At 71.7% G+C, this 25,733-nt stretch carries 19 protein-coding genes and 1 pseudogene; 15 read left to right on the top strand and 5 right to left on the bottom strand.

The window, feature by feature from the left end; translation table 11 throughout:
- Positions 1–8: 8 nt before the first annotated feature.
- Together AC1VM9_RS03785 and AC1VM9_RS03780 are read left to right on the top strand one after the other, a co-directional pair.
- On the top strand, positions 9–977 hold the full coding sequence (locus AC1VM9_RS03785; RefSeq protein ID WP_483121264.1) for a cupin domain-containing protein: 969 nt from the start codon (positions 9–11) through the stop codon (positions 975–977).
- Positions 978–988: 11 nt separating this feature from the next.
- Positions 989–2,175: pseudogene (locus AC1VM9_RS03780) on the top strand (FAD-dependent monooxygenase).
- Positions 2,176–2,262: 87 nt separating this feature from the next.
- Here AC1VM9_RS03780 and AC1VM9_RS03775 read toward each other — a convergent pair.
- From AC1VM9_RS03775 to AC1VM9_RS03760, 4 genes are all read right to left on the bottom strand, one after another.
- Positions 2,263–3,672, bottom strand: a complete 1,410-nt coding sequence (locus tag AC1VM9_RS03775) for an MmgE/PrpD family protein (protein ID WP_483121262.1) — start codon at positions 3,670–3,672, stop codon at positions 2,263–2,265.
- 66 nt (positions 3,673–3,738) lie between these two features.
- Entirely contained in the window at positions 3,739–4,539 is an 801-nt protein-coding gene (locus tag AC1VM9_RS03770) for a cyclase family protein (protein WP_483121261.1), read from the bottom strand.
- Positions 4,536–5,417, bottom strand: coding sequence for an HpcH/HpaI aldolase/citrate lyase family protein (locus AC1VM9_RS03765; RefSeq protein WP_483121259.1), 882 nt, complete (start codon positions 5,415–5,417; stop codon positions 4,536–4,538). Before AC1VM9_RS03765 ends, AC1VM9_RS03770 begins: the two co-directional genes overlap by 4 nt.
- Positions 5,418–6,680 carry a CaiB/BaiF CoA transferase family protein gene (locus AC1VM9_RS03760; RefSeq protein WP_483121257.1) on the bottom strand — a complete coding sequence of 421 codons (1,263 nt, stop codon included), beginning with the start codon at positions 6,678–6,680 and terminating at the stop codon, positions 5,418–5,420.
- A gap of 209 nt (positions 6,681–6,889) precedes the next feature.
- On the opposite strand from AC1VM9_RS03760, the gene AC1VM9_RS03755 reads away from it, so the two are divergent.
- The 11 genes from AC1VM9_RS03755 (at position 6,890) to AC1VM9_RS03705 (ending at position 21,151) form a co-directional block, all read left to right on the top strand.
- The gene (locus AC1VM9_RS03755) at positions 6,890–8,473 is read left to right on the top strand and encodes a thiamine pyrophosphate-binding protein (RefSeq protein ID WP_483121256.1); all 1,584 of its coding nucleotides are present in this window, start codon (positions 6,890–6,892) and stop codon (positions 8,471–8,473) included.
- Between the two features lie 54 nt (positions 8,474–8,527).
- A complete protein-coding gene (locus AC1VM9_RS03750; RefSeq protein ID WP_481343037.1) occupies positions 8,528–9,712 on the top strand; it encodes an acyl-CoA dehydrogenase family protein in 1,185 nt (394 codons plus the stop codon).
- 3 nt (positions 9,713–9,715) lie between these two features.
- Positions 9,716–11,194, top strand: a complete 1,479-nt coding sequence (locus AC1VM9_RS03745; protein ID WP_483121254.1) for an MmgE/PrpD family protein — start codon at positions 9,716–9,718, stop codon at positions 11,192–11,194.
- Positions 11,195–11,206: 12 nt separating this feature from the next.
- Positions 11,207–12,349: a beta/alpha barrel domain-containing protein gene (locus AC1VM9_RS03740; protein WP_483121252.1), complete on the top strand. Its 1,143-nt coding sequence runs from the start codon at positions 11,207–11,209 to the stop codon at positions 12,347–12,349.
- Positions 12,346–15,075, top strand: a complete 2,730-nt coding sequence (locus AC1VM9_RS03735) for an aldehyde dehydrogenase family protein (protein WP_483121250.1) — start codon at positions 12,346–12,348, stop codon at positions 15,073–15,075. Before AC1VM9_RS03740 ends, AC1VM9_RS03735 begins: the two co-directional genes overlap by 4 nt.
- 26 nt (positions 15,076–15,101) lie before the next feature.
- Positions 15,102–15,881: an enoyl-CoA hydratase/isomerase family protein gene (locus AC1VM9_RS03730; protein ID WP_481343996.1), complete on the top strand. Its 780-nt coding sequence runs from the start codon at positions 15,102–15,104 to the stop codon at positions 15,879–15,881.
- An 89-nt stretch (positions 15,882–15,970) separates the two neighbouring features.
- Positions 15,971–17,263: an MFS transporter gene (locus AC1VM9_RS03725; protein WP_483123965.1), complete on the top strand. Its 1,293-nt coding sequence runs from the start codon at positions 15,971–15,973 to the stop codon at positions 17,261–17,263.
- A gap of 105 nt (positions 17,264–17,368) precedes the next feature.
- Positions 17,369–18,217 carry a 2-keto-4-pentenoate hydratase gene (locus tag AC1VM9_RS03720; RefSeq protein WP_481343119.1) on the top strand — a complete coding sequence of 283 codons (849 nt, stop codon included), beginning with the start codon at positions 17,369–17,371 and terminating at the stop codon, positions 18,215–18,217.
- Positions 18,214–19,194, top strand: coding sequence for an acetaldehyde dehydrogenase (acetylating) (locus AC1VM9_RS03715; RefSeq protein WP_483121248.1), 981 nt, complete (start codon positions 18,214–18,216; stop codon positions 19,192–19,194). The genes AC1VM9_RS03720 and AC1VM9_RS03715 overlap by 4 nt, the downstream gene beginning before the upstream one ends.
- Complete coding sequence (dmpG, locus tag AC1VM9_RS03710) at positions 19,191–20,288, top strand: 4-hydroxy-2-oxovalerate aldolase (protein ID WP_481344858.1); 1,098 nt, start codon at positions 19,191–19,193, stop codon at positions 20,286–20,288. Before AC1VM9_RS03715 ends, dmpG begins: the two co-directional genes overlap by 4 nt.
- A gap of 539 nt (positions 20,289–20,827) precedes the next feature.
- Entirely contained in the window at positions 20,828–21,151 is a 324-nt protein-coding gene (locus AC1VM9_RS03705; protein WP_481343116.1) for a histone-like nucleoid-structuring protein Lsr2, read from the top strand.
- Positions 21,152–21,498: 347 nt separating this feature from the next.
- Here the strand turns inward: AC1VM9_RS03705 and AC1VM9_RS03700 are convergent, their stop codons facing one another.
- The gene (locus AC1VM9_RS03700; protein WP_483121245.1) at positions 21,499–21,912 is read right to left on the bottom strand and encodes a cupin domain-containing protein; all 414 of its coding nucleotides are present in this window, start codon (positions 21,910–21,912) and stop codon (positions 21,499–21,501) included.
- A 520-nt stretch (positions 21,913–22,432) separates the two neighbouring features.
- On the opposite strand from AC1VM9_RS03700, the gene AC1VM9_RS03695 reads away from it, so the two are divergent.
- Together AC1VM9_RS03695 and AC1VM9_RS03690 are read left to right on the top strand one after the other, a co-directional pair.
- Complete coding sequence (locus AC1VM9_RS03695) at positions 22,433–24,274, top strand: NAD(P)/FAD-dependent oxidoreductase (RefSeq protein WP_483121243.1); 1,842 nt, start codon at positions 22,433–22,435, stop codon at positions 24,272–24,274.
- Positions 24,267–25,709 carry an adenylate/guanylate cyclase domain-containing protein gene (locus tag AC1VM9_RS03690; protein WP_483121241.1) on the top strand — a complete coding sequence of 481 codons (1,443 nt, stop codon included), beginning with the start codon at positions 24,267–24,269 and terminating at the stop codon, positions 25,707–25,709. The genes AC1VM9_RS03695 and AC1VM9_RS03690 overlap by 8 nt, the downstream gene beginning before the upstream one ends.
- The last annotated feature ends 24 nt before the right edge of the window (positions 25,710–25,733 follow it).

Genomic DNA, 25,733 nt, shown 5'->3' with positions numbered 1-25,733 from the left:
GAGCCGACATGACCACGACCCCTTCCACCTCCGTGGAGGACATCGACAACCTCGATGACCTGTATGCCGTGTTCGACGCCCTGAGCGTCGAGGGTGGCTGGCACCGTCGCGCTCCCGCGCTGTGGCCGGAGCCGCGACGCAACTTCCTGCCGCACGTGTGGCACTACGCCGAGCTCAAGGCCGTCCTCGAGGTGGCCGGCGATCTCGTCGACCACCAGATGGCCGACCGGCGCAACCTGACCCTGACCAACCCCGTGGAGGGCAACCTCTACGCCACCGTGCGGACGCTCGTGGCGGCCTTCCAGCTGATCAAGCCCGGTGAGGTCGCTCTGGCACACCACCACACGCCCGCCGCCCTCCGGATCATTCTCGACGGACGCGGCACCCACACCGTCGTCGACGGTGACCGCGTCGAGATGCGTCCGGGCGACGTGCTGCTCACGCCCAGCTGGGCCTGGCACGAGCACTCCGCGTCGGGTCCCGACGACTGCTACTGGGTCGACATCCTCGACGTGCCGCTCGTCCACCTCCTCGAGCCGATGTTCTTCGAGAAGCACCCCGACGGCGTCCAGGCCCAGCCCCGTGAGGTCGAGACCTCGCCCATCGCCTTCCGGTGGGAGGACTCCCTCGCACGCCTCGCAGAACAGACGACGGCGCCCGCGCACGGCATGGCCGAGCGCGAGATCGAGCTGGGAGGGCCGGCGATGCCGACCATCGCACTGCACGTACAGGAGCTGCCGGCCAACTTCACGTCCGCCCGGCGGCGGACGACGGCGAACTCGATCTTCACCGTCGTCGAGGGTGCAGGTCAGACCGTCGTCGACGGCGAGACGCTGACGTGGGAGCGCGGCGACATCGTGGCCGTCCCCGCGTGGCGGCCCTACCAGCACGTGGTGTCCGAGTCCGCCCGGCTCGTGCGGTCGAGCGACGAGCCGGTTGTGGCCGCCCTCGGCCTGCTGCGCACCGAGACCCTCTGAAGGAGAAGCTGATGCACGTGGTCCTGGCCGGCGGTGGAGTCGGCGGAATGACAGCGGCCCTGGCGCTCTTGCAACGCGGGGTGCGGGTCACGGTCCTGGAGCAGGCGCGGGAGCTCACCGAAGTCGGAGCGGGAATCCAGATCAGCCCCAACGGAAACCGGGCGCTCGACCACCTCGGCGTCTTCGAGGAGCTGCGGAGGCAGTCGTGCGATCCGGTGCGAAAGGAGTTCCGGCTCTGGAACACCGGACGCCCCTGGCCGATGTTCGACCTCGGCCCGATGGCCGTGGAGAGGTACGGCTACCCCTACCTCACGGTGTACCGCCCCGACCTGCTCAAGGCGCTCGAGGACGGCGTGCGAGCCGCGGGGGACGACGTCATCCGCCTCGGCTCCCGGGTCGTCGGCGTCGAGCAGGACGAGTCGTCGGCGAGCGTCCTTCTGGCAGACGGGAGCCGGGTGACCGGTGACGTCGTCATCGGGCCGACGGGGTGCGCTCAGTGGTGCGCAACACCGTGTGGGGCCCGAGCGACCCACAGTTCTCGGGCATGGTGGCCTGGCGCGGGCTGATCCCCATGGACGACCTGCCGAGGCACCTGCAGGCGCCCGTCGGATCGACGTGGATCGGGCCGGGCGGGCACGCTGTCACGTATGCGCTCCACGGCGGTGCGCTGATGAACTTCGTCGCCACGATCGAGGGCAAGACCTGGACCGCGGCCGGCGGCAACGAGCCGGGCACCGTCGAGGAGTGCCTCGCCGACTTCGACGGTTGGCACGAGGACATCCTGACCCTCATCAAGGCCTCGCCCCGACTGCTCAAGTGGGCCCTCGTCAGCCGCGAACCGATCCCCTCCTGGACCTCGGGACGGATCAGCCCTCTCGGCGACGCCGCGCACGCGACCTTGCCGTTCCTCGCGCAGGGGGCCGTCCACTCCATCGAGGACGGGGTCGTGCTGGCCCGCGCGCTCGTCGCCTTCGGGGACGACCCGGCTGTCGCCCTCAAGCGCTACGAGGAGGCACGGATCGACCGCACGAGCCGGATGGTCCGCGGAGCGACGGCCAACACGGACCGGTTCCACAGCCGCGAGCTCGCGACCGAGGAGACCGCGCAGGCCTACCTCGAGCGCGAGTGGAGCGACGAGCCGATCGCCGACCGGTACGACTGGCTCTACTCCTACGACGCGGTGACGGCCCCCGTCTGACGACCGCGTGCGGCGTGCGTCGGCCTGTGGCCTCTCGCAGTGCGAGGGGCCACAGGCCTGTCACGGGATGAGAGGCCCCATGTCCCGTCAGTGCGTGAGCAGGCCGGCCACGGTGGGGCGGTCGAGGACCCGCGCGATGCGCTCCGCCAGGACGTCGGCCCCGGCCCCGAGCCGACGGGCGTTGAGGTCGTACTTCACCTGGACCTCGGCGTCGCTGAGGGGACGCTGCGCCGTGCCACGGTTGGTCAGCACCTCCTCGCGCAGGACGCGTCCGTCGACGGTGCGGACCTCGACGACCGACGGGAAGTGCCGCGGGAAGATCTGCTCACAGCGCGGGTCCGACGCGTGCTCCACCGTGGCGGCCACGCGGAGGTTGAGCGGATCGCGCACGGCGGCGTCGGTGAAGTCGTCGAGGTAGACCCCGAGCCCACCGCCACCGCGCAGCGCGAGCGCGAAGGTGAACGGCCCGCTGAACTGGGCGTGGTAGCCCGACTCCGGCCGGATCTTGGCGTCCCGCGGCTCGGCGATCGTGCGCAGTGTCGCCGCCGCCACGCCGATGCGGACCGACTCGACCTGCTCGGGACGCAGCCCCCGTTCGCGGAGCGCGACAGCGGCATCGATGCCGGTGTGGGTGAAGACGTTCGTCGGATACGGCTTGACGAAGCACGAGGCCGTCTCCCACTCGGTGCCGAGTCCCCCGAGCAGGGCGCCCTCGTCGTAGATGTCGCCACAGTAGGCACGGAAGAAGCCGAACCGCCCCTCGAGGACCGTCGGGGGACCGGTCAGCCCGGCCTGTGCCGCCTGGGCGGCGGCCACGCCGCCGTGTGCAGCCCAGCCGCAGTGCATCCGCTTGACCGATCCGCCGGCCCGGTTGGCCTCGAGCAGCCCGGCGCCCATGCTGCAGGCGATCGCCATCGCGTGGGCGAGGCGCTCCGTGTCCAGACCCATGGCGACGCCGGCAGCAGCTGCGGCGCCCACCGTGCCGCAGATCGAGGTGGCGTGCAGTCCCCGGTCGAAGAAGACGGAGTTGTTGATCGCCGGGTCGTAGCCGGCGTTGCCGAGGCGGATGGTGATCTCGTTGCCCACCGCGATGGCGGCCAGGAGCGCCCGGCCGGAGGCCCCGGCGTCCTCGGCCGCAGCCAGGGCGGCCGGCACAACCGAGGCGCTCGGGTGCAGGATCGAGGGCACGTGCGTGTCGTCGAAGTCCAGGGCGTGAGCGAGGGTCCCGTTGACGAGGGCAGCCGACGGGACAGGGACGGCGAGGTCGAGACCGATCGCACCCGCCGCCGGCTGTCCGCCCCAGCGGCGGGCGAGGGTCCGGACCACGTTCGCCGGCGCGGTGTCCAGGGCCGCGACCGAGATGCCCACCACGTCGAGCAGGCGCCGGCGGGCATCCTCGAGCGCCTCCTCGGGCGGTGCAGCCGCCACGGCAGCGGCGAACTGTGCGAGCCGGGCAACTGCGGTGCCCTCCATGGGTGTGGTGGCAGCGGCGGCCATGTCTTCCTCCGGGCGATGGACGGTGGAGTGCTCGGCCCTGTGGGCGGCGCTCCGGGAGCGGATGGTTCAGTGCACGAGTGCCAGCGGGCGCAGCGGCGAGCCGGTGGCACCCAGGAGCCGCAGGGGCGCTGCCACGACGGTGAAGGCTTCGGGAGCCAGCGCGGCCAGCTCCTCGAGGTTCAGCATCTCGATGATCGGGATCCCCTTCTCCACCAGCAGGATCCGGTGACCGGGCAGGCGCGCGTGGCCCTGTCCTGGCGGAATGTGCTCGAAGGCGGTGGTGTCGGATCCGACGACCAGCGGTTGGTGCGACGCCAGCCAGGCGACGGCGTCCTCATCGGGTCCGGGCACCCCGCCCTCGTGGTCGAGGAAGGCAGTGGGGTCGTCCCACAGCTGCGCCCAGCCGGTCCGCACGAGCAGCGCCGAGCCGGGCGCGGGGCGGCGGTCGCCGAGCGCGCGGGCCAGCTCCTCGGCCGTGACGGGGTGGCCGGGGTCCAGCCGTCGGACGCCGAGTGCCGCTGGCACGTCGAGCAGGTGCCCGACGCACACGATGGGCGCGACAGCGTGGACCCCGTGCTCGAGGTACCGACCGCCCACCTGTGCCTCGAGGGCGGACACTCCTCCGTGCAGCAGGCCGTCGTGGCTGATGTGGGCGAGCGCGTCGAGGTGCGTGCCGGTGTGGGTGCCCATGACCAGCAGGTCGTTGGCTCCCGACGTGCCGTCGGCCCTGACCGCGTCGCCGTGCCGGCGTAGCAGGGCGTGTCGGAAGCCGGGGTGGTTGGGTGAGGTGGGGATGCCGGGATGCAGCGGCTGGGCGAGGTCGACGACGCGGACCGTCGCCCCGTCCGCGGTACGCCCGGTGCTCACGCGTTTGCCCGCTCGTGGATCAGACGCGCCTGGCGAAGGATCGCCGGGTCGACGAAGCTCCCGTCGTCCAGGGTGGCGGCGGCCGACCGGGAGCGATCCATCGCTGCAACCGTCTCGAGCACCTCGTTTGCCCAATGGAGCTCGTCGGCGCGGGGCGCGAAGGCGCCGCGCACCACGGGAACCTGTCGGGGGTGGATGACCGAGCGACCGTAGAACCCGAGCTGGCGCAGCGCCTCGCACGACCGGCGCAGTCCGTCGAGGTCGGTCACGTGGGGGTGGACGCTCGCGACGGGGGAGGGGAGGCTGGCCGCTCGTGCGGCCTGCGCGACGGTCAGACGCGCGAGGAGCAGGCCGTCCTCGCTGCCGTCCCGCGGCAGCCCGAGGTCGGCGCGCAGGTCGCTCTCGCCGAGGGTGAGAGAGTGCACCCCGGTCTCGGCGGCGATCTCGGCAGCGTGGAGCAGGCCCAGGGCCGACTCGATGAGGGGGACGAGGTGCGGCCGGTCCAGGAACCGGCTCGAGGCGGCGTACGCCTTCCTCACGTCCGTCGCTGACTCCACCTTGGGCAGCCGGATGCCGTGCACCCTTCCCTCGGCGAGAAGGGGGCCGACGGCCGCGAGGTCCGCCGCGAAGTCGGCCGAGTCCACCGGGTTGACCCGCACGACGACCGGGACGTGACCGTCCCCTGGGAACCCCGTGCTGGCGCCGGCCGCGGCGGCCAGAGCGGAGGGCAGCAGGGCCCTCACGCCCGGACGGGCCGACGGGTGGACGGCGTCCTCGAGGTCGATGACGATGCCGTCGGCCGTGCGTGCGGCCTTGGCCAGCAGCTCGGGCAGCCGGCCACCGGGCACGTACAGCCAGGTGGCGATGTCGGCCAGCACTCAGATCACACCCGTGCGGCGCAGCCGAGCGAGGCGCTCGTCGTCGACACCGATCTCTGCGAGCACACGCTCGGTGTCGGCGCCGTGCTCCCGCCCGGTGTGTCGGATCGTGCCGGGCGACTCCGACATGCGGAAGAGCACGTTGGGCATCCGCACCGGTCCGAGGTCCTGGTCCTGCACGGTGGCGATGGCGCCGATCGCCGCGTACTGCTCGTCGGTGACCACCTTGGACACGTCGTTGACCACAGCGAGCGCGGCCTGTGCGCGTGCGAACTCCGCGACGACCTCGCACGTGGGTCGCTGTGCGATCCACGAGCCGACGGCCTCGTCGAGCACGTCGGCGTGCTGGGCGCGTTGGAAGCCGTCGTGGAACCAGGGCTCGCGCACCAGATCGGGCCGTCCGACGAGCGTCATCACCCGTTCGGCGATCGAGTGGGCGCTCGTCGAGATCGCGACCCAGTCGCCGTCCGCGGTGCGGTAGGTGTTGCGCGGCGCGTTGTTCTCCGACCGGTTGCCACGCCGGTGCGTGACGATGCCGAGCTGGTCGTACACGGTCACCTGCGCACCGAGCATCGCAAGGATCGGCTCGATGATGGCCAAGTCGATGACCTGACCCTCGCCCGTTCGCTCGCGACGGTGGAGGGCCGTCAGGGTGGCCACCGCGGCCGCGAGGCCGCTGATGTTGTCCGCGAGGGCCAGCGGCGGCAGGGTGGGCGGGCCGTCCGGCTGGCCGGTGGAGTGCGCGAAGCCGCTCATCGCCTCCGCGATGGTGCCGAACGCGGGCTCGGTGGCGCGGGGCCCGGTCTGCCCGAACCCGGTCACCCGGGTCAGGATGATGCGCGGGTTCACCGCGCGGAGCCGGTCGTAGCCCAGGCCCCACCGCTCGAGCGTCCCGGGCCTGAAGTTCTCGATGACGACGTCCGCCGTGCCGACCAGCTCGAGGAAGACCTCCTGCCCCTCGGGATGCGAGAGGTCGAGGGTCACGGCGCGCTTGTTGCGCCCGAGGATCTTCCACCACAGGCCGATCCCGTTCTTGCTCTGGCCGTGCGTGCGCGCCGGGTCCGGCTTTCGGGGGTGCTCGACCTTGATGACGTCGGCGCCGAAGTCGGCCAGGACGGTGGCCGCCGACGGCCCTGCGAAGAGCGTCGCGATGTCGAGGACCCGGATGTCGTCGAGGGCGGCGCCCCTGGGAGACGGATCCGGTGCGGCGGTCCGCTCGGCGTCTGCTGACGCCGGTGCCGGCGTACCCGTGGTCGTTGACATGGTTCCTCCTGCTCGAGCGGGACACCGGCGACGTTAGGGGCCGCAACCACGGACGGTCAGGCGACGCCTCACCCAGTGAGAGGAAGGACGCGCCGCCGGGAGGCTCTTCCGCTGGGTGCGACAACGCCTGCCACCGGCGTCGGTGCCCCTTGACGATGGCGGTGTCCGGGGCACCTCCTGCCCCGGTTCCCAGCAGAGAGGAGCAGGCCGTGACGACGGTGCGCGATGCAGCGTTCGAGGTGCTGCGCCAGTTCGGCATGACCCGGCTGTTCGCCAACCCCGGCTCCACCGAGGTGGCCCTGCTCACCGACCTGCCCGACGACTTCGAGTTCGTGCTCGGGCTGCACGAGGGGTCGGTCGTCGGGATGGCCTCGGGTCATGCCCTGGCCACGGGGACACCCGCCCTCGTCCTGCTGCACACCACCGCCGGCTTCGGCAACGCGGTCGGGGCCATCGCGACCGCGCGCACCAACAAGGCTCCGCTCGTCATCCTCGTCGGCCAGCAGGATCGCCGCCATCTGGCGTCGGACCCCTTCCTGGCCGGGCACCTCGAGGGACTGGCCGGCCGCTACCCGGTCTCCCTCCGTCAGCCCGGCCGCCCGGCCGACGTGCCCGCTGTCATCGCCAGGGCCGTCCACGAGGCGACCCTGCAGCGGGGCCCCGCCGTCGTCGTCGTGCCGATGAGTGACTGGTCCGAACCGGCCGACGAGACGATCGACCTGCCCGCGCCGGCTCGCCTGCGCGTCGCCAGCGGCGTGGGCGAGGAGCTGGCCGCCGAGCTGACCGCGCTCGTCGACGCGTCCGGCACGCCTGCTGTCGTGGTGGGTCCCGGCGCCGACTCGACCGACGCGTGGAGCGGCCTCACGGCGCTCGCCGAGCGCCTGGCCTGCCCGGTCTGGCAGGAGGCACACGGCTCGCAGTCCGGCTTCCCGCAGGACTCGCCGCGATTCCGCGGCCACCTGCCCCCGACACGCAGGGCCATGCGCGAGACCCTGGCGGGCCACGACCTCGTGCTCGTCGTCGGCGGCCCGGCCTTCCGCCAGGGCACCTGGGAGCCCGGACCGTTCGTCAGCCCCGGCACGACCGTCGTCGTCGTCACGTCGGACCCGGAGGAGGCGGCGTACAGCGCAGCAGACCTGGCCGTGGTCGGCGACGTGGCCGGCATCGTCACCGAGCTGGCGGGCCGTGTCGCCCCGCGAGCGGAGGCCGCGCCATCCCCAGCCCGCCGACCGGTACCCGTCCCGGAGGGTGGCACCCTTCGGGCCGAGCACGTGTATGCCGCGCTCGCCGAGCGCCTTCCGGAGGACGCGACGGTCTTCGAGGAGAGCCCCTCGACCCGGCGCCTCCTGCTCGACCTCATCCCGACCCGCCGCCCGTTCGGCTTCGTCACCGTGGCGCAGGGCGGCCTGGGCTTCGCCCTTCCGGCGAGCATCGGCGTGCGAATGGCGCGGCCCGACCGGCCCGTGGTGGCCCTGCTCGGCGACGGCGCGTCGCTCTACAACGTGCAGGGACTCTGGAGCGCGCAGCACTACCGGGTCGGCGCCCTCTTCGTCGTCCTGTCCAACGGCGGGTACGCCGTGATGGACCGGCTGGCCGCAGCCCACGGCGGCAAGCCACCGTGGCCGCACTTCGACGACGTGAGCGTGTCCACCATCGCGAGCGGATTCGGTTGCGCAACAAAGCGGGTCACCACGCATCAAGAGCTGGTCGAAGAGCTGGATCGCATCGTCCCCACCTTGCGGGAGAGGGCCGAACCCCTCCTGCTCGAGGTCGCCGTGGAGGCGACTGCCTGACCACCCGCGCGGGCGGAGCGACCCGCGCACTCCCAGAACGAGAAGGAGGCCGCCATGGCCCAGGACTGGCTCGCCGAGGACATCCTCACCGAGGACCAGGAAGCGTTGCGCGACACGGTGTCGGACATCGCCCGCGCGTACGACATGCAGTACTGGATCGAGGTGGAGGAGTCGGGTCGCTACCCCGCCGAATGGGTCAAGGACCTGAGCGACGGCGGGTGGCTCTCCCTGCTCATCCCCGAGGAGTACGGCGGTGGCGGTGGCACCATCCCCGACGCCGCCCTGTTCCTCGAGACGCTGAACCGGTGGGGCGGCAACGCCGGGGCCATCCACGCGCAGATGTACCAGATGGGTGCCATCCTGCGGCACGGCACCGACGAGCAGAAGAAGCAGTGGCTGCCGCAGATCGCCAACGACGGACTGCGCCTGCAGTCCTTCGGGATCACCGAGCCCGACGCCGGCACGGACACCACCCGCATCCGCACCTTCGCGCGGCGGGAGGGGGACGAGTACGTCGTCAACGGGGGCAAGATCTTCACGTCTCGCTTCCACCAGACCGACCTCATGCTCCTGCTCGTGCGCACCGAGAAGTACGAGGACGTGGAGAAGAAGACCGACGGCATCACCGTCCTGCTCGTCGACGTGCGCGAGGCCAAGGAGAACGGCCAGATCGAGTACCGGCCGATCAAGGTCATGTCCGGCCACCACACGAACCAGCTGACCATCACCAACCTGCGGGTGCCGGTGGAGAACCGGATCGGCGAGGAGGGCAAGGGGTTCCGCGTCATCCTGTCCGGGATGAACTCCGAGCGTCTCCTGGTCTCCAGCGAGTACATCGGCTCCGGGCTCTACTTCATCGACCGTGCCGTGCAGTACTCCAAGGAGCGCGAGGTCTTCGGCCGCCCGATCGGGATGAACCAGGGGATCCAGTTCCCGCTGGCCACCGCCTTCACCGAGCTGCGGGCCGCGAGCCTCATGCGCTGGCACGCGGCCAAGGTCTTCCAGGAGGGGAGCCGGGACGGCTTCTACGCCAACACCGCCAAGCTGCTCTCGTCCAAGGCGTTGTGGAACGCCGCGAACGCGGCGATGGACACGTTCGGTGGAGCGGGACTGGCCTCGGAGTACGGGATCGAGCAGAAGTTCCGCGCGGCTCGCGGGCCACTGATCGCTCCGATCTCCACCAACCTGGTCCTCGCGGGCATCGCCCACCGGGACCTGGGCATGCCGAAGAGCTTCTGAGCCATGACCACTCCCGGCTCAGCACCTCCCGCGCCGCCCCACCCGCAGGACCGCTCGGACGCGCTGCGTGACGCCGACGACGGGGCCACGTACGCCGTCGCCTCCTTCGCTGTCCAGGCGGCCGCTCGGCGTGCGGGCAGCGCGCGGTCCGACGCCGTGCTCTCCTCGCTCGTCGACACGTTGGCCGTGGGCGTCGCGGGTGGCCGCACCGCTGCCGTCGAGGCTCTCCTCAGCCTGCTCGAGGAGGAGCCGGCGCCCGGTGGCTGCAGCATCTGGGGCTCGCACCTGCGCGTCGGTCCGTCGGCCGCGGCACTGGTCAACGGCACCGCCGCCCACGCGCTGGACTGGGACGACGCCTCGCCCACCATGCCAATGCACCCGGGGGCGGTGCTCTTCCCCGCGCTGCTCGCACGGGCCGGGGTGACGCCGGTGACCACCGACCGGTTCGTCTCGGCGTACGCGGTCGGCTCGGCGGTGTTCCGTGCCGTCTCCGAGGTGCTGCCCCTCGAGGTGCACTACGGCCGCGGATGGCACAACACCTCGACGACCGGCCGCCTCGCGGCCACGGCCGCGGTGGCCAGCCTGGCCGGGCTCGACGTGGAGACGACGCGTCATGCCCTCGGACTGGCTGCCTCGACGGCGTCGGGGAGTCGGGCCAACTTCGGCACCATGACCAAGCCACTCCACGCCGGGCTGGCCGCGCGCGACGCGGTCACCGCCATCGCTCTGGCCTCTCGCGGGTTCACGTCCCGGGTCACCCAGCTCGAGGCGCCTGGAGGCTTCTTCGCGCTCTTCGGCGAGACCGACGCGGCGATGCTCGCCGAGCTTCCCGAGCGGCTCCGCCGCTGGGAGGACGGCTGGAGCGACGACTGGGCGGTCAAGCGCTACCCGTCCTGCTACGCGACGCACCGGGCCATCGACGCCGTGCTCGACCTGCGCCCCGGGCTCGACCTCGCGGCGATCTCGTCGGTGGAGGTCACCGTGCATCGCGGCGGGCTGAAGCCACTCCTGCCGCACCTGCCCAGCAGTGGGCTGGAGGGCAAGTTCAGCCTGCTGTACACCGTGGCGCGTGCTCTGCGGACGGGGCTCGTCCGACTTGCCGACTTCACCGACGAGGCCGTCCGCGACGCCGGGGTGCGCTCGCTGATGGACGCGGTCGTGGTGCGCGAGGGCGCGGACCCGGACGACCCTGCATCGACCGAGCCGTTCACGGTGCTCACGGTGCGGACCGCCGACGGTGCGACGCGCACGCGACGCGTCGACGTCAGCCGGGGAGACTCACGCAACCCGCTGACCCCGGAAGAGCTGGAGGACAAGGCGATCGACGCCTTCGCCTCCGTCGGCTGGGCGTCCGATCGGACGCGTGCGCTCCTGTCCGACCTGACCGCGCAGTGGCGAGGAGGCGACCTGGCCGGCTTCCAGGACGTGCTCGCCGGTCCGCCCGTGGGCGCGCCGGTCCTCGTCGGGAGGGCGGAGGCATGAGCGGTCTCCCCCGTGTCGAGATCATCGAGGAAGGCATGCGCGAGGGCATGCAGATCGAGAAGCTCCGAGATCCCGGTCGAGGCCAAGATCCGACTGCTCGACGCCCTCTCCCGGACCGGGCTTCGCACCATCCAGGTCGGCTCGTTCGTGAGCCCCAAGTGGGTGCCGCAGATGGAGCACATCGAGCAGGTGATCGCGGGCTTCACGCCCGTCCCGGGCGTCCGGTACACCGCTCTGGCCCTGAACCAGAAGGGCGCCGAGCGTCGCGCCCGGCACGTGCCGCCGCTGGCTCCGCAGGAGGCGGCCGCCCGCACGACGATCCACCTCTGCGACGTCTTCGTCCAGCGCAACGCGGCGCGCACCCAGGCGCAGGAGATCGCCGCCGTGCCTGCCACCGTCGCCTCCGCCGTCGAGCGGGGCGTGACCGAGGCCGTCGTGGCCATCAACGCGGCCTGGGGCTCGAACTGGCTCGGGGCCTTCCCGCAGGAGCGGCGCACGGAGCTCATCCGGCTGCAGATGCAGGCCTGGGAGGCGGCCGGGATCACCCCGCACGCAGTCTGGATCGGCGACCCGATGAGCTGGAACTCCCCTCGGGCCGTGGAGGAGCAGCTCCAGGTCATCCGCGGGGAATGGCCGCAGGTGCACACCTTCCACCTGCACCTGCACGACGGCCGGGGCAGTGCCCTGACGTCGGCCTACGTCGCGCTGAGGACGCTCTCGTCGGAGCACACGCTGGTGCTGGACACCTCGATCGGTGGGATGGGCGGGTGCCCCTACTGCGGCAACGGGCGCGCCACCAAGATGATCCCCACCGAGGACCTGGTGGACCTGCTCGAGACCGAGGGCATCGACACCGGCATCGACGTCGCGAAGCTCGTCGAGGCGGCGCACCTGGCCGAGGAGGTCGTCGGCCACCCGCTTCACGGCAAGGTCAGCAAGGCCGGACCGCGTCCGAGCCTCGAGGCGCTCTACCCGATGGACATGCCGCTCGTCGAGACCGAGGAACAGGCGCAGCACTTCCGTCTGGGGCCTTCGACGTATGCCGGGTGCCCCAGTCCGTGGAGGCAGCCGATCACCTCGCCCGCGCGGGACGAGATCGACGGGATCCGCCGCGCCGGCCGTCCCGAGGGAGGCGCACGGGAGGACGTGCCATGACAACGACGGAGTCGACGATGCAGAGCCAGATCCCCACCGGGACCGCACCGGGGTCGCTGGTCGGCCTGCGCGTGGTCGAGCTCGGAACGAGCGTTGCCGGGCCCACGACCGGCCAGATCCTCGGTGACCTCGGCGCCCAGGTCATCAAGGTCGAGCGGGTGGGTGCCGGTGACGACACGCGTGGCTGGGCGCCCCCGTACTGGGGGAGCGAGCCGATGGCGTTCCTCGGCCTGAACCGCAACAAGAAGAGCCTGGCACTGGACTTCAAGGACGGCCGCGGCTCGCAGGTGCTCGAACGGCTCCTCGCCGACGCCGACGTCCTGGTCCAGAACCTGCGGCCCGGCGCGCTCGCCAAGGCCGGCTTCGACGCCGAGCGTCTGCGCGAGCTCAACCCCCGTCTGGTCTACTGCGAGATGAGTGGCTTCGGCTCTGTTGGTCCGAGAGCCAGCGAGCCGGCGTACGACCCTCTGCTGCAGGCGTATTCAGGCATCGTCAGCATGCTGGACACGGGCGATGGGCCGCCCATGCGGGTGCCGCTGTCGATCCTCGACAAGGGCACGGGCATGTGGGCCGTCATCGGCATTCTCGACGCCCTGCGCCGTCGGGACCAGTCGGGGGAGGGGAGCCACGTGCAGGTGTCGCTGCTGCAGACGGCGGTTTCATGGGTCGACCAGAAGGTCATGGGCTCCAGGGCGGGCAACCCGGCACCTCGCAACCTCGGGTCGGGCCACGCAGGTGTCGTCCCCTACGGCGCGTTCCCCGTCGCGGACGGTCACGTCTTCATCTCGGCGGGCAACCAGACCCTGTGGACGCGCCTCGTCGGGGCCCTCGGGGCGCCGGAGCTGCTGGAGCGGCCGGGCTTCGGGTCCAACCCGGAGCGCGCGGAACACCGAGCCGAGGTCAACGAGGCAGTCTCCGCAGCGACGCGTGCCTTCACGGCCGAGGACCTGCTGGAACGCCTTGCGGCGGCGGGCGTCCCGAGCGCCCCCGTGCGACCGGTGCACGAGGTGGCCGACGACCCGCAGGTGCGTGCCGTGGGTCTCGTGACGCCGTTGCCGCACCCCAACGTGCCCGAGCTCGAGGTCGTGCACCTGCCGGTGACCTTCGACGGGGCGTACCTGCCGCACCAGTGCCCTCCGCCGGAAGCTCGGGCAGCACAGCGCCGAGGTGCTCCGGGACCTCGGCTTCAACGACGACGAGATCGACGGGATGCTGGCGGACGGCGTGGTCGGGTGTGCGGAGGCAGCCGTGGGGTCGCCCGCATGAGCTCGCCGCTGCTGTGCGAGAGCCACTGGTCGGGGCGCTACTTCAGCGACGGCTGGCAGCCCGGCGTGTCCCAGGGGCCTGTCATCGAGAAGGCGACCGGGAACCAGCTGGAGACGGTCGGGCTCGCGGACGCGTCCGCCGTGGAGCGCGCCGTCGACGCGGCGGCGGCCGCGCAGCCGGGATGGGCGGCGCTCGGCTACGACACACGCGCCGCGGTGCTGCGCCGTGCCGGACTGCTCTTCGAGCAGCATGCGGACGAGGCGGCTGAGTGGACGGCGCGGGAGTCGGGGGCGCCACTGGCCATGGCCCACCGTGCTCAGGCCGTCGCGGCGCAGGAGTGCTTCGAGGCGGCCGGACTGGCGAGTGCACCATACGGCGAGCTCCTGCGCTCGACCGCTCCCCGCCTCTCGTTGGCGCGCCGGAGGCCGGCGGGCGTCGTGGGCGTCATCGCACCCTTCAACGCGCCGCTGCTGCTCGCGATCCGGGCGGTCGCTCCGGCGCTCGCCCTGGGCAACGCCGTCGTGCTGAAGCCCGATCCGCGGACCGCGGTCAGCGGTGGCGTGCTCATCGCGCGGGTGTTCGAGGAGGCCGGGCTGCCCGCGGGTCTGCTGCACGTGCTCCCCGGTGGTGCAGACGTCGGCCAGGCCGTGGTGGCCCACCCTCGAGTGCCGGTCATCTCCTTCACGGGGTCGACGCCGGCCGGCCGAGCTATCGCGCGCGCCTGCGCCGACCAGCTCAAGCGCGTCCACCTCGAGCTCGGTGGCAACTCCGCCCTCGTCGTCATGGCCGACGCGGACGTGCGGAGGGCGGCCGCGGCCGGTGCCTTCGGGTCATTCCGCCACGCCGGCCAGATCTGCATGGCGAGCGGACGGCACCTCGTCCACGAGTCCGTCGTGGACGACTACCTCACCGAGCTGACGCGCATCGCCACGTCGACAAGGGTCGGCGACCCGCTCGGCGCGGGCGTCGGCTACGGCCCGCTCATCGACGCGGGTCAGCGCGACCGCGTCCACGGCCTCGTGACCCAGTCGGTGGACGCCGGCGCGTCGCTGCTCGCCGGCGGAACGTTCGAGGGCCTGTTCTACCGGCCCACGGTGCTCTCCCAGGTCCCCGTCGAGGCGCCCGCCTACGCGCAGGAGGTGTTCGGTCCGGTGGCGCCGGTGGTCTCCTTCGCCGACGCGGACGAGGCCGCCGCTCTCGCCGCCGACTCCTCCTACGGGCTCTCGCTCGGCATCATCACGCGCGACGTCATGGGGGCGCTCGCGCTGGCCGACCGGGTGCCGACCGGGTCGGTGCACGTCAACGACCAGACGATCAACGACGAGCCCACCGCTCCGTTCGGTGGTGTCGGCGAGTCGGGCCTGGGGGCACGCCACGGCGGCCACCAGGCCAATCTCGATGCGTTCACCGAGCTGCAGTGGGTCACCGTGCGGCGCGAGGCGCCCGTCTATCCCGCCTGAAGGCTGCTCGACCGAAAGGACGACCCATGAGCGACGACATCCTCCTCGTCGAGGACCGGGGCCACGTGCGCTACCTCACCCTCAACCGGCCCGAGGTGCGCAACGCCCTGAACCGCGATCTCAACGACCGTCTCGTCGACGCCGTCATCGAGGCCGACCACACCCCCGAGGTCTATGCCATCGCCATCACCGGCGCCGGTTCGGCGTTCTGCTCCGGCGCGGACCTCAAGGACGCGCGGGACCTCGCGGCGGCGGGCAAGCCGTTCTACGGGCCGCTCCACAACAACCGGCGCAGCCTCATGGAGGTGATGATCGACTCGCGCAAACCGACGCTCGCGATCATCAACGGGCCCGCGATGGCGGGCGGCTTCGAGCTGGCGCTCTCGTGCGACATGCGGATCGCCGCCGAGGACAGCGTCTTCGGGGTTCCCGAGGCCAAGCGGGGCCGCGGAGCGCACTTCGCCTCGGTGCTGCTGCCGACCACGGTCCCCCCGGGCATCGCGATGGAGTGGCTCTACACCGGTCGGCGGATCGCCGCCACAGAGCTTGAGCGGTGGGGACTGCTCAACCGGCTGGTGCCGGCCGACCAGCTGCAGAGGGCAGCCAAGCAGCTGCTGGACGATGTCGTCGCCTCGGCGCCGCTCTCCCTCCAGCGACTCAAGCTGACCTATCGCAAGACGGCAGGCATGTCACCCCACGCAGCGATCCGGTTGGACACCGGCCCGGACGTGTACCTCTCCGAGGACCAGAAGGAGGGCGCGCGCGCGTTCCTCGAGCGGCGAGAGCCACGGTGGCAGGGCCGGTGAGTAGCCCGAGGCGCCACCAACCGGGCCGAGACCGAGTGACCTCAGTGTGGTGGCCTACGGGCGGGCCGCAGTCACGGACCGTCCTATGACTGAACTCGAGCAGCGAGCGGAGCTTCCCGGCCCGAGGACTGCGCCACTCCCTGCGGGCCTTCCGGCACCGCGACTACGCCGTCTTCTGGATGGGTGCGATCACCTCCAACACGGGCGGGTGGCTCTCCAACCTGACCGTGCCCTTCGTCGTCTACCAAGTGACCCACAGCGCTTTGTGGGTGGGGCTCGTGAGTGTCTTCCAGTTCGTGCCGAACATCGCCCTCGGGCCGTGGGGTGGTGTGCTGGCAGATCGGCACGATCGGCGCCGGGTCCTGCTCGTCACCCAGTCCGGGATGGCGCTCAGCGCCCTGCTTCTGTGGCTCGTGTGGATTGCGGGCGTGCGCGAGCCGCTCGTCGTGATGGCACTTGTCGGGGTGGCCGGGATCTTCCAGGGCATCAACATGCCCAGCTGGCAGTCGTTCGTCAACGACCTCGTCCCGCGCTCCGACCTCGACTCTGCCGTCGCCCTGAACTCCCTCCAGTTCAACGCCGCCCGGTCGTTGGGACCGGCGGTCGCCGGACTGATCCTGGCGACCATCGGGCCGGGACCGGCTCTCCTGCTCAACGCCCTGTCCTTCGTCGCCGTGCTGCTCGCCCTGGCAGCAGTCAGGGTGCGCAACCGCCCGCGGACGACGGACCCCGCGCCGGTGTGGCGTCAGTTCGCGACGGCTGTCGGCTACATCCGCGGGCAGCCCGGAATCCAGATGGGCCTGCTCGTCGCGGTCGCGGTCGGTCTGCTCGTGAACCCGATCTTCCAGTTCACCGTCGTCTTCGCCGGCAGCGTCTTCCATGTCGGTCCCTGGACCTTGGGGTTGCTGAATGCCGCCCTTGGTGTCGGTGCGCTGGTCGCCGCGCCGGTGCTCGCCGGCTGGAGCCACGTCCTCCCCCGGTCGCTGCTCACGCAGGTCGGCCTGATCGGACAGGCGGTGGGGCTCGCTGGATTCGCGCTCTCCCCGACACCCGGCTGGGCGGCGGCAGCCCTGCTCATCGTCGGCTGGGCGCTGCTGCTCACCATCTCGGCAACCAACACGGCGGTACAGATCATCGTGGCCGACCGACTCCGCGGCCGGGTGCTCGCGGTTCGGATCATGGCCTACACGGGGTGCTTCCCGGTGGGTGGTCTGGCCCAAGGCGCCCTCGCCGATGCTTTCGGTCCGCGCGCCACGGTGCTCGGTGCAGGGATCGTGCTCCTCGCCCTGGCCGGGGTGCTGTCATCGTGGCGCGGGCGCCTGCGGATGCAGCGTCTGGACGATCCCCACGACGACCTGCTGCCCAGCATGGGCCGCAGCTGAGCGTCGCTGTGGCGCAGCGACAAGCGTTCCACCCTGCGGCACCAGTCGGTGGCGCGTGACGACGGCCGATGCGCACGATGGCACCCATCTACCCGGGAGGTCCACATGAACGTCACATCCGAGCCACCCACCACGCTGGCGCCCTCCACCGCGATCGACCGTGCGGTCGAACGTCTGGAGACCGCCTCACGCACCGGCACGCCCTGTGCACCGGTGCGTGACCTTCTCGGTGAGGACGACCTCGAGAGCGCCTACGAGGTCCAGCGACGCCTGGCGCACCGGCGGTCTCTCGCAGGCCGCCGTGTCGTCGGGCGCAAGATCGGCCTCACTTCGCCGGCGGTGCAGCAGCAGTTGGGCGTCGACCGGCCAGACTTCGGCATTCTCCTCGACGACATGGACGTGTCGGCACTGGCAGCGGTCCCGATGGCCGGACTGCTGCAGCCGAAGGTGGAGGCCGAGGTCGCGTTCGTGCTCGGCGCCGACCTGGACGCCCCCGACCTCGACGTCGAGGACGTGCGCGCGGCAGTCGACCACGCGGTGGCCGCTCTCGAGATCGTCGACAGCCGGGTGGCCGGCTGGGACATCGCCATCACCGACACCATCGCCGACAACGGGTCGAGCGCCCTGTTCGTGCTGGGGCGCGACCGCCGGACTCTCGAGGAGCTCGAGCCCGTCTCGGTGACGATGCGGATGCACGCCGACGGCGCCCTGGTCTCCGAGGGCAACGGAGCCGCCTGCCTCGGCGACCCGCTCAACGCGCTGCTGTGGCTCGCCCGCACGGCCCAGCAGGTCGGCGACCCGCTGCGCGCCGGGCAGGTCGTGCTGTCAGGGGCGCTCGGCCCCATGCACCCGGTGAGGCCGGGCTCCACGGTCCGTGCCGACATCACCGGCCTCGGGTCCGTGACGGTCTCGTTCGCCCCCGCCGAAGACCCTTCCCCCGAGGAGCACTCATGACCAGGACCAAGGTGGCCATCATCGGCCCCGGCAACATCGGGACCGACCTGATGTTCAAGGTGATGCGACTGTCCAGCACGCTCGAGGTGGGCGCGATGGTCGGCATCGACCCGGCCTCCGACGGGCTGCGCCGCGCGGCGAGCCTCGGCATCCCGACGACCCACGAGGGCGTCGACGGGCTCATCGCCCTCGACGGCTTCGACGAGATCGACATCGTCTTCGACGCCACCTCCGCGAAGGCCCACGTCGCCAATGCCGCCAAGCTGGCCGCGCACGGCAAGAAGCTCGTCGACCTGACGCCGGCGGCGATCGGCCCGTACGTCGTGCCGCCCGTCAACCTCGACCGGTACCTCGAGGACGACGGGGCCGGCGTCGAGAACGTCAACATGGTCACCTGCGGCGGACAGGCCACGATCCCGATCGTGGCCGCCATCTCCCGGGTGACGACCGTGCCCTACGCCGAGATCGTCGCCTCCATCGCGTCGAAGTCGGCCGGGCCGGGCACGCGGGCCAACATCGACGAGTTCACCGAGACGACGACGGCGGGCATCGAGAAGGTCGGCGGCGCCCTGCGCGGCAAGGCGATCATCATCCTCAACCCGGCCGAGCCACCCCTGATCATGCGCGACACGGTGTTCGCCCTCATCAGCGAGGACGACGAGCAGACGCACGAGGCGATCCGCGCCTCCGTCGACGAGATGGTCGCGAAGGTGCAGGAGTACGTCCCCGGCTACCGGCTCAAGCAGCAGGTGCAGTTCACGCCCATCGCGCCCGACGAGCCGGTGCGGACCCTGCTGCCCAAGGGCGCTCCCGCGGTGACGACGAAGGTGAGCGTCTTCCTCGAAGTCGAGGGCATGGCGATGTACCTGCCCGCGTACGCCGGCAACCTCGACATCATGACCTCCGCCGCCATGCGCGTGGCCGAGAGCATCGCCGAGCGCGCGCGCCCGCGCGCCGGTTCGGCGGTGACCGCGTGAGCACCTCGACGGCCGACACCGACGTCGTCGCCCCCACCCCAGGAGACCCCACCGTGACCCGCCCGAGCACCGAGACCCACCTGCTCTACGTCCAGGACGTCACCTTGCGCGACGGGATGCACGCCGTACGGCACCGGATCAGCCCGAAGGACGTCGGCCGGATCGTCGCCGCACTCGACGCGGCCGGCGTCGACGCCATCGAGGTGGCGCACGGCGACGGGCTCGCGGGCGGCAGCCTCAACTACGGCCCCGGCTCGCACAGCGACTGGGCGTGGATCGAGGCGGCAGCCGAGAACATCAGGCAGGCCACCCTGACGACGCTGCTGCTGCCCGGCATCGGCACCATCACCGAGCTGGAGGACGCGTACTCCCTCGGTGTCCGGTCGGTCCGCGTCGCCACGCACTGCACCGAGGCGGACGTCTCCGCCCAGCACATCAGCAAGGCGCGCGAGCTCGGAATGGACGTCTCCGGCTTCCTCATGATGAGCCACCTGAGCGACGCTGCGGAGCTGGCCACCCAGGCCAGGCTCATGGAGTCCTACGGCGCACACTGCGTGTACGTCACCGACTCCGGCGGCCGCCTGACCATGAATGGTGTGCGGGAGCGCGTGCGGGCCTACCGCGACGTGCTCGACCCGCAGACCCAGATCGGCATCCACGCCCACCAGAACCTGTCGCTCGCCGTGGCCAACTCGGTGGTCGCGGTCGAGGAGGGCGTCGTGCGCGTCGACGCCTCGCTCGCTGGCCACGGAGCGGGAGCGGGCAACTGCCCCATCGAGCCGTTCGTCGCCGTGGCCGACCTCAACGGGTGGAAGCACCGCTGCGACCTCTTCGCCCTGCAGGACGCCGCCGACGACCTCGTGCGGCCCCTGCAGGACCGACCCGTCCAGGTCGACCGGGAGACGCTGACCCTCGGTTACGCGGGGGTCTACTCCAGCTTCCTGCGCCATGCCGAGGCTGCGTCGCAGCGCTACGGCATCGACGTGCGCTCGATCCTGCTCGAGGTCGGGCGACGCAAGCTCGTCGGCGGCCAGGAGGACATGATCGTCGACATCGCGCTCGACCTGGTGGGTGCCCAGCAGCGCGCTGGCTGACACCTCCACCTGACGGCTGAGGCCGGCGTCCGCGGAGCGCGGCGCTGAGGACCCTATCGATCCTCGGCTGACGGCAGGGGTGAGTCAGCGCGGCTGCTTAATAGCCGCTGCCCCCACCACCACCGCCACCGCCACCGCCACCGCCGAAGACGATCGCGAGAACGACCACCACGACAGCCACTGCAACAAGTCCTGCGATCACCCATCGCTTGGGTAGCACCCTGACCATCCCTTCCATCGGGCGCCAATCCTTCAGGGTCGGTCACACACACCACGACGCACCGCGCCGATGCATGGTTCAAGCGTGCGACGGGACATCGCCCGCTCGACCTGGCGACGGACTCCGTCTGGAAGGTCCGTGAGGCCCAGGAGGCTGCGTCCGGTGACCAGCGAGCGCCCGGGCGCTCAGCACGGCGATACCGAAGCGCGGCGAGGGGTCGTTCGGCCGCCTGGCCAGGGTGGGGTCGTACCCGGAGGCTCAGCGCCTCACCCTGGGCGGCCAGACAGGGGGATGTCGCGGATGCCAGTACGTTGAGCGCATGGCATCGCAGCTCATCACGACTTTGGTTGACGACATCGATGGCAGTGATGCCGCCGAGACGGTCAGCTTCTCGCTGGACGGCGTGGACTACGCCATCGACTTGAGCACCGTCAACGCTGCGGCACTGCGCCGAGCCATCGCGTCCTGGGCCTCGGCTGGTCGCCGTATGGGGGGAGCCCCGACGTCGCGCCGTGTTCTCAAGCCGGTGGGGGACTCCCGCGGTGCCTTGATCCGTGCGTGGGCCGCGAGGGAAGGTCTTGCCGTGCCGGCTCGCGGACGCATCCCGAGGGACCTGCAGCGCCAGTACGACGCCGCGCACTGACGCAAGGGCGTTCGACCCGCCGGCATCCGGAAGCCAGCGACACGCTCGGACATCGGAGCCGCAGCCAGAACTCCTGACTGCTCGGGCCGCCGGTCGGCGGCCGTGGGCGAGACTCGCGTCGAAGCACCCCGACCGGGTGTCCCGGAGCGTCGCTGCGCGGTGCGGGCCTCGAGACGCCGACCGCGCTGTTCGGATGACACGCGCGCGACCGATTGGTCTTCAGACGGAGCGTTATCGGGGCCCACGTTCGACCGTCTCGTCGTCGCTGCTCTTCATGTTGTCGAGATGCAGCGGAGGACGAGGAGCCCACGCGGGGAACCCTGCCGAGTCGGTCGACTTGTGAGCCTTCAGATCTCCCAGTAGCCGAGCAGATCTGTGTCATCGCCCGCAGGATTGGGGCCGTAGATCGCGATCATCCGCGCATGGACAGGCGCCCAGTAGCGCCCGACCTGTCCTGGCGGGACGATGACGGTGTCCCCGGCCGAGGCGACGACAGTCGCTCCGCCGGACTCGACGTGCAGCTCGCCCTCCAGCACGACGTTCGTCTCCGAATGAGGATGACGATCCGACCAGCCTGCCGCCGTCAGCTCCCACTCGGACAGCGCCATGTCCGCCCATCCCTCGCTGTGGGGCGGCAGGATCCACCGAGTACGCATCCGGGGTCGCTCGGCCTGCGCCTGCAGTCCCGGGGCGCCGCTGATCACCCGCGGGGCGCTCGAGTCTCCCGCGGGTTGCCCCGCCGGTTCCTGGCTCTTCGTCACGCGACGAGACTACGGCGAAGACTCTGAGAAGCGATGGGTGCACGTCCCGGGTGTCCTTCGGCGTCCGGGACATCTGTGGCCCCCGTCGCCGCCACCGACAACGAAGATCGAGGCGCCCCGCTCATCGGAACGACCGCGCGGAGCGCGGCATGGAAAGGCGTTCTGCGCGGCGGGGCCCTGCGTGGCGAACGCCCTCCTGGCGGCGTTGGACTGGGCCGCCGACCGGGCCTACGCGAAGGGGTTCGCTGGGGTGACGGTGGCGTGGGAGCCGACCGGGCACCGGTGGATGGTCCTGGCGCAGCTCGCTGCGGAGCGCGGGATCGGGTTCGTGTGCGTACAGCCGGCCGCGTCCTCATGGGCCCACGCTGATGAGCGGACGGTGTCGTTCAAAGCCCTATGGCCCCATCTGGGCCGAAGGGTAGCCCGTTCCACTGTTCGGACCCGGGCGAGCGGTCGACCGGCCTAACGTTGACAGGAGGGGTGGTCGTATCGACCCCGCACGCTCTGGTGAGGAGTGACCATGACCCGCCCTCTCCTGCTTGTCGTCGATCCCGACCTTGATGCTCTCGCCCGCACGGAGGCCGAGCTGGCCCGGCGTTTCAGCGCGGACTTCCGGATCCGCGGTGAGTCCGACAGTGCAGTCGCCTCAGAGCAGCTCGAGCTCGCCGCCGCGCGCGGGGATCCCGTCGCGCTGGTCCTCGCCGATCCGTGGCTGCCCGGGCTCACAGGTGCCGAGCTGCTCCGCTCGGTGCGCACCCTCCACCCGAATGCCGCGAGGGCCTTCCTTGTCCCCTGGGGGGCGTGGGCCGACGGACGCACCGCGGACGCCATCCTGCGTGGCATGTCGATGGGTGACATCGACTACTACGTGCTCGAGCCGTGGACCTCCCCCGACGAGCTGTTCTGCCGCACCGTCTCGGAGTTCGTGCAGGCGTGGTCGCGCACCGTCGAGAACCGCCGGCGCGAGGTCGTGGTCGTCGGCGCGGCCCGTGACCCGCGCGGGCACGCCGTGCGCACTCTCCTGACGCGAAACGGCATACCCCACGCATACCTCGATCGCGGAACGCCGGAGGCGGTCGCGGTCCTCGAGTCGGTGGCAGCGCCGCGGCCCGCGGACCCGGAGGGACCCCTCGTCATCTGGTTCGCGGCGCTCGGCGGGCGGGTGCTGCTCGACCCGACGGACGTCGAGATCTGCCAGGCCTGGGGCATCGGCACCGACTTCACCTGGCCGGACGGGGTCGAGCTTCGCGAGTTCGATGTGCTCGTGGTCGGTGCCGGGCCCGCTGGCCTGGCGGCCGCCGTCTACGGCTCGTCCGAGGGACTGTCGGTCCTCTGCGTCGAGGAGCTGGCGCTCGGCGGGCAGGCGGGGACGAGCTCGCTCATCCGCAACTACCTCGGCTTCTCGCGGGGCCTCTCCGGCGCAGAGCTGGCCCAGCGGGGCTTCCAGCAGGCGTGGGTCTTCGGCGCAAGGTTCGTCCTGACCAGGCGGGTCACCGCGATCGAGCCGCTCGGCGACGGAGCGGGCTTCCTCGTGACAGTCTCCGACGTCGGTCAGGTGCGCACCCGGGCGGTGCTCCTCGCCACGGGGGTCGCCTACCGCCGGCTGGGGGTTCCCTCGCTCGAGGCCCTCACCGGGTCCGGCGTCTACTACGGCGCCAACGTCTCGGTGGCGCACGGCCTTGCCGGCGCGCACGCCGTCATCGTCGGCGGTGGCAACTCGGCCGGCCAGGCGGCCCTGCACCTGCAGCGGTATGCCGCGGACGTGACCATCGTGATCCGCACTCCGGACCTGTCCGCGACGATGTCGCGCTACCTCATCGACGAGATCGAGGCCTCCGACACCATCTCGGTCGTCGGCAACGCCGAGGTGGTCGGCGGGGGCGGCGACGGGTGGCTGTCCGAGGTGGTCGTGGCCGACCGGACGACGTTCGAGCAGCGGGCGCTGCCGGCCGACGGCCTCTTCGTCATGATCGGGGCGGAGCCGCACACCGCGTGGCTCCCGGACGCCGTCGTGCGCGACCGCTGGGGGTTCGTCGTCACCGGCGCCGACCTCCGCGAGTCCGGAGCCTGGAGCCTGGAGCGACCCGCAGGGGCCCACGAGACGTCGGTGCCCGGCCTGTTCGCGGTGGGCGACACTCGGGCCGGATCGGTCAAGCGGGTCGCCTCGGCGGTCGGCGAGGGGTCGGTCGTGGTGTCCGAGGTCCACCAGTACCTCGCGCTCCTCGACGCCGGGCGCCGCCCCGAGTCTTCGAGCGGCGCGGTCCGGGCGAGAGCGACGAGCACGAAGAGCACGGAGAGCACGAAGAGCACGCAGAGCACGGAGAGCACGGAGAGCACGGGAGCCGCCGGTCGCCATGGCTGAGCAGCCGTCCGCCGGACCGGCCGCGAGCACCACGGCGCCGCCGGATGGTCATGCCCGGGCGGGGGCCGCGCGTCGCCTCGCCGTGGGAGCGGCCGCGCTCGCCCTGCCGCTGGCCGGTCTCGTCGTGCTCCGGCTCTCGAGCGGCCTCGACCTGCAGTGGCAGCACGACACGACCCACTTCTGGATCGTCTTCGGCGCCGCTCTGCTCAGCGCGGTGACGGCATACGGCACGGGGGCAGCGGCCGCCCGACGCGGCGACCTGCGCGTCATGTACGTCTCGCTCGCCTTCCTCTCGGCTGCAGGCTTCCTCGGCCTCCACGCCCTCGCCACCCCGCACGTGCTGCTCGACATCCCGTCCGTCGGGTTCAACGTGTCGACGCCGACCGGCATCGCGCTGGGCTCGCTGTTCGCCGTCGCGTCCGTGCGTGAGGTCGCCGCGGACGAGGCGGCCGCCGCGATGCGCCGGGCACGCCGGCTCCGGATCGCGCTCCTGGTCGTCATGGCGGCCTGGGGCGTCGCCTCGCTCCTTCGGTTGCCGCCGTTCGACGTCGGCCCCGGTCCCGAGCACGGCTCGGGACCGCTGGTCGTCGCAACGGTGGTCGCAGTCGTCCTCTACGCTGTGGCGACGGTGACGTACGGGCGGCTCTGGTGGCGGCGTGGTGGCCTGCTGCCGGCGGCCATGGCCTCCGCGATGGCGCTGCTGGCCGAGGCGATGGTCGCCGTCGCGGTCGCGCCCAACTGGCACCTGTCGTGGTGGGAGTGGCACCTGCTCCTGCTCGCGGCCTTCGCCCTCGTGGCATGGGGCGCGCAGCAGTCCTGGCACGAGGAGCGGTGGGCCGACCTCTACACTGCCGACACGCTTGCCGGGCACCGGGAGATGTCGATCCTCTTCGCCGACCTCAAGGGCTTCACGACCTTCTCGGAGACGCACGACGCAGCCGTGGTCACCGAGATGCTCAACGCGTACTTCACCGTCGCGATCCCGGCCGTGGTGAAGCGGCACGGGGGCACGGTCGACCGGCTCATCGGAGACGCCATCATGGCAACGTTCAACCGGCTCGGTGACCAGCCGGACCACGCCCGTCGCGCGGCGCTGGCCGGCCTGGACCTGCAGACCGAGACCTCCCGCATCGCCGATGCGCACCCGGGCTGGCCGCGGTTCCGGGTGGGCATCAACTCCGGTGAGGTGGTGGTCAGCGTGCTCGGCAGCGAGGGTGGACGCACGGCCACCGTCATCGGGGACGCCGTCAACGTCGCCTCCCGCATCGAGGGCCAGGCGCCCGTGGGACGCGTGGCCGTCACCGTCAGCACCCTGGACGCCCTGCCGGGTGCGGTCACGCAGCCGCTCGGTGCCCTCACGCTGAAGGGCAAGGACGAGTCCGTCGAGGCCTTCGTGCTCGTGTCGCTTCCCGACCACACGACGTCCGCGCCCTGACACGGTCGGCCGAGCCCCGCTCGT

It is taken from the genome of Monashia sp. HAY1-11D, assembly GCF_056868035.1.
Note: the sequence above shows the minus strand (reverse complement) of the source record. Positions and strands in the feature narration are given on the sequence as shown.

Excerpts from the sequence above, each read along its gene's own strand:
- AC1VM9_RS03720 (WP_481343119.1), top strand. The coding sequence starts at position 17,369 with ATGAACGTCACATCCGAGCCACCCACCACGCTGGCGCCCTCCACCGCG.
- AC1VM9_RS03760 (WP_483121257.1), bottom strand. The coding sequence starts at position 6,680 with ATGTCAACGACCACGGGTACGCCGGCACCGGCGTCAGCAGACGCCGAG.
- AC1VM9_RS03690 (WP_483121241.1), top strand. The coding sequence starts at position 24,267 with ATGGCTGAGCAGCCGTCCGCCGGACCGGCCGCGAGCACCACGGCGCCG.
- AC1VM9_RS03775 (WP_483121262.1), bottom strand. The coding sequence starts at position 3,672 with ATGGCCGCCGCTGCCACCACACCCATGGAGGGCACCGCAGTTGCCCGG.
- AC1VM9_RS03745 (WP_483121254.1), top strand. The coding sequence starts at position 9,716 with ATGACCACTCCCGGCTCAGCACCTCCCGCGCCGCCCCACCCGCAGGAC.
- AC1VM9_RS03730 (WP_481343996.1), top strand. The coding sequence starts at position 15,102 with ATGAGCGACGACATCCTCCTCGTCGAGGACCGGGGCCACGTGCGCTAC.
- AC1VM9_RS03735 (WP_483121250.1), top strand. The coding sequence starts at position 12,346 with ATGACAACGACGGAGTCGACGATGCAGAGCCAGATCCCCACCGGGACC.
- AC1VM9_RS03715 (WP_483121248.1), top strand. The coding sequence starts at position 18,214 with ATGACCAGGACCAAGGTGGCCATCATCGGCCCCGGCAACATCGGGACC.
- AC1VM9_RS03705 (WP_481343116.1), top strand. The coding sequence starts at position 20,828 with ATGGCATCGCAGCTCATCACGACTTTGGTTGACGACATCGATGGCAGT.
- AC1VM9_RS03750 (WP_481343037.1), top strand. The coding sequence starts at position 8,528 with ATGGCCCAGGACTGGCTCGCCGAGGACATCCTCACCGAGGACCAGGAA.
- AC1VM9_RS03695 (WP_483121243.1), top strand. The coding sequence starts at position 22,433 with ATGACCCGCCCTCTCCTGCTTGTCGTCGATCCCGACCTTGATGCTCTC.
- AC1VM9_RS03785 (WP_483121264.1), top strand. The coding sequence starts at position 9 with ATGACCACGACCCCTTCCACCTCCGTGGAGGACATCGACAACCTCGAT.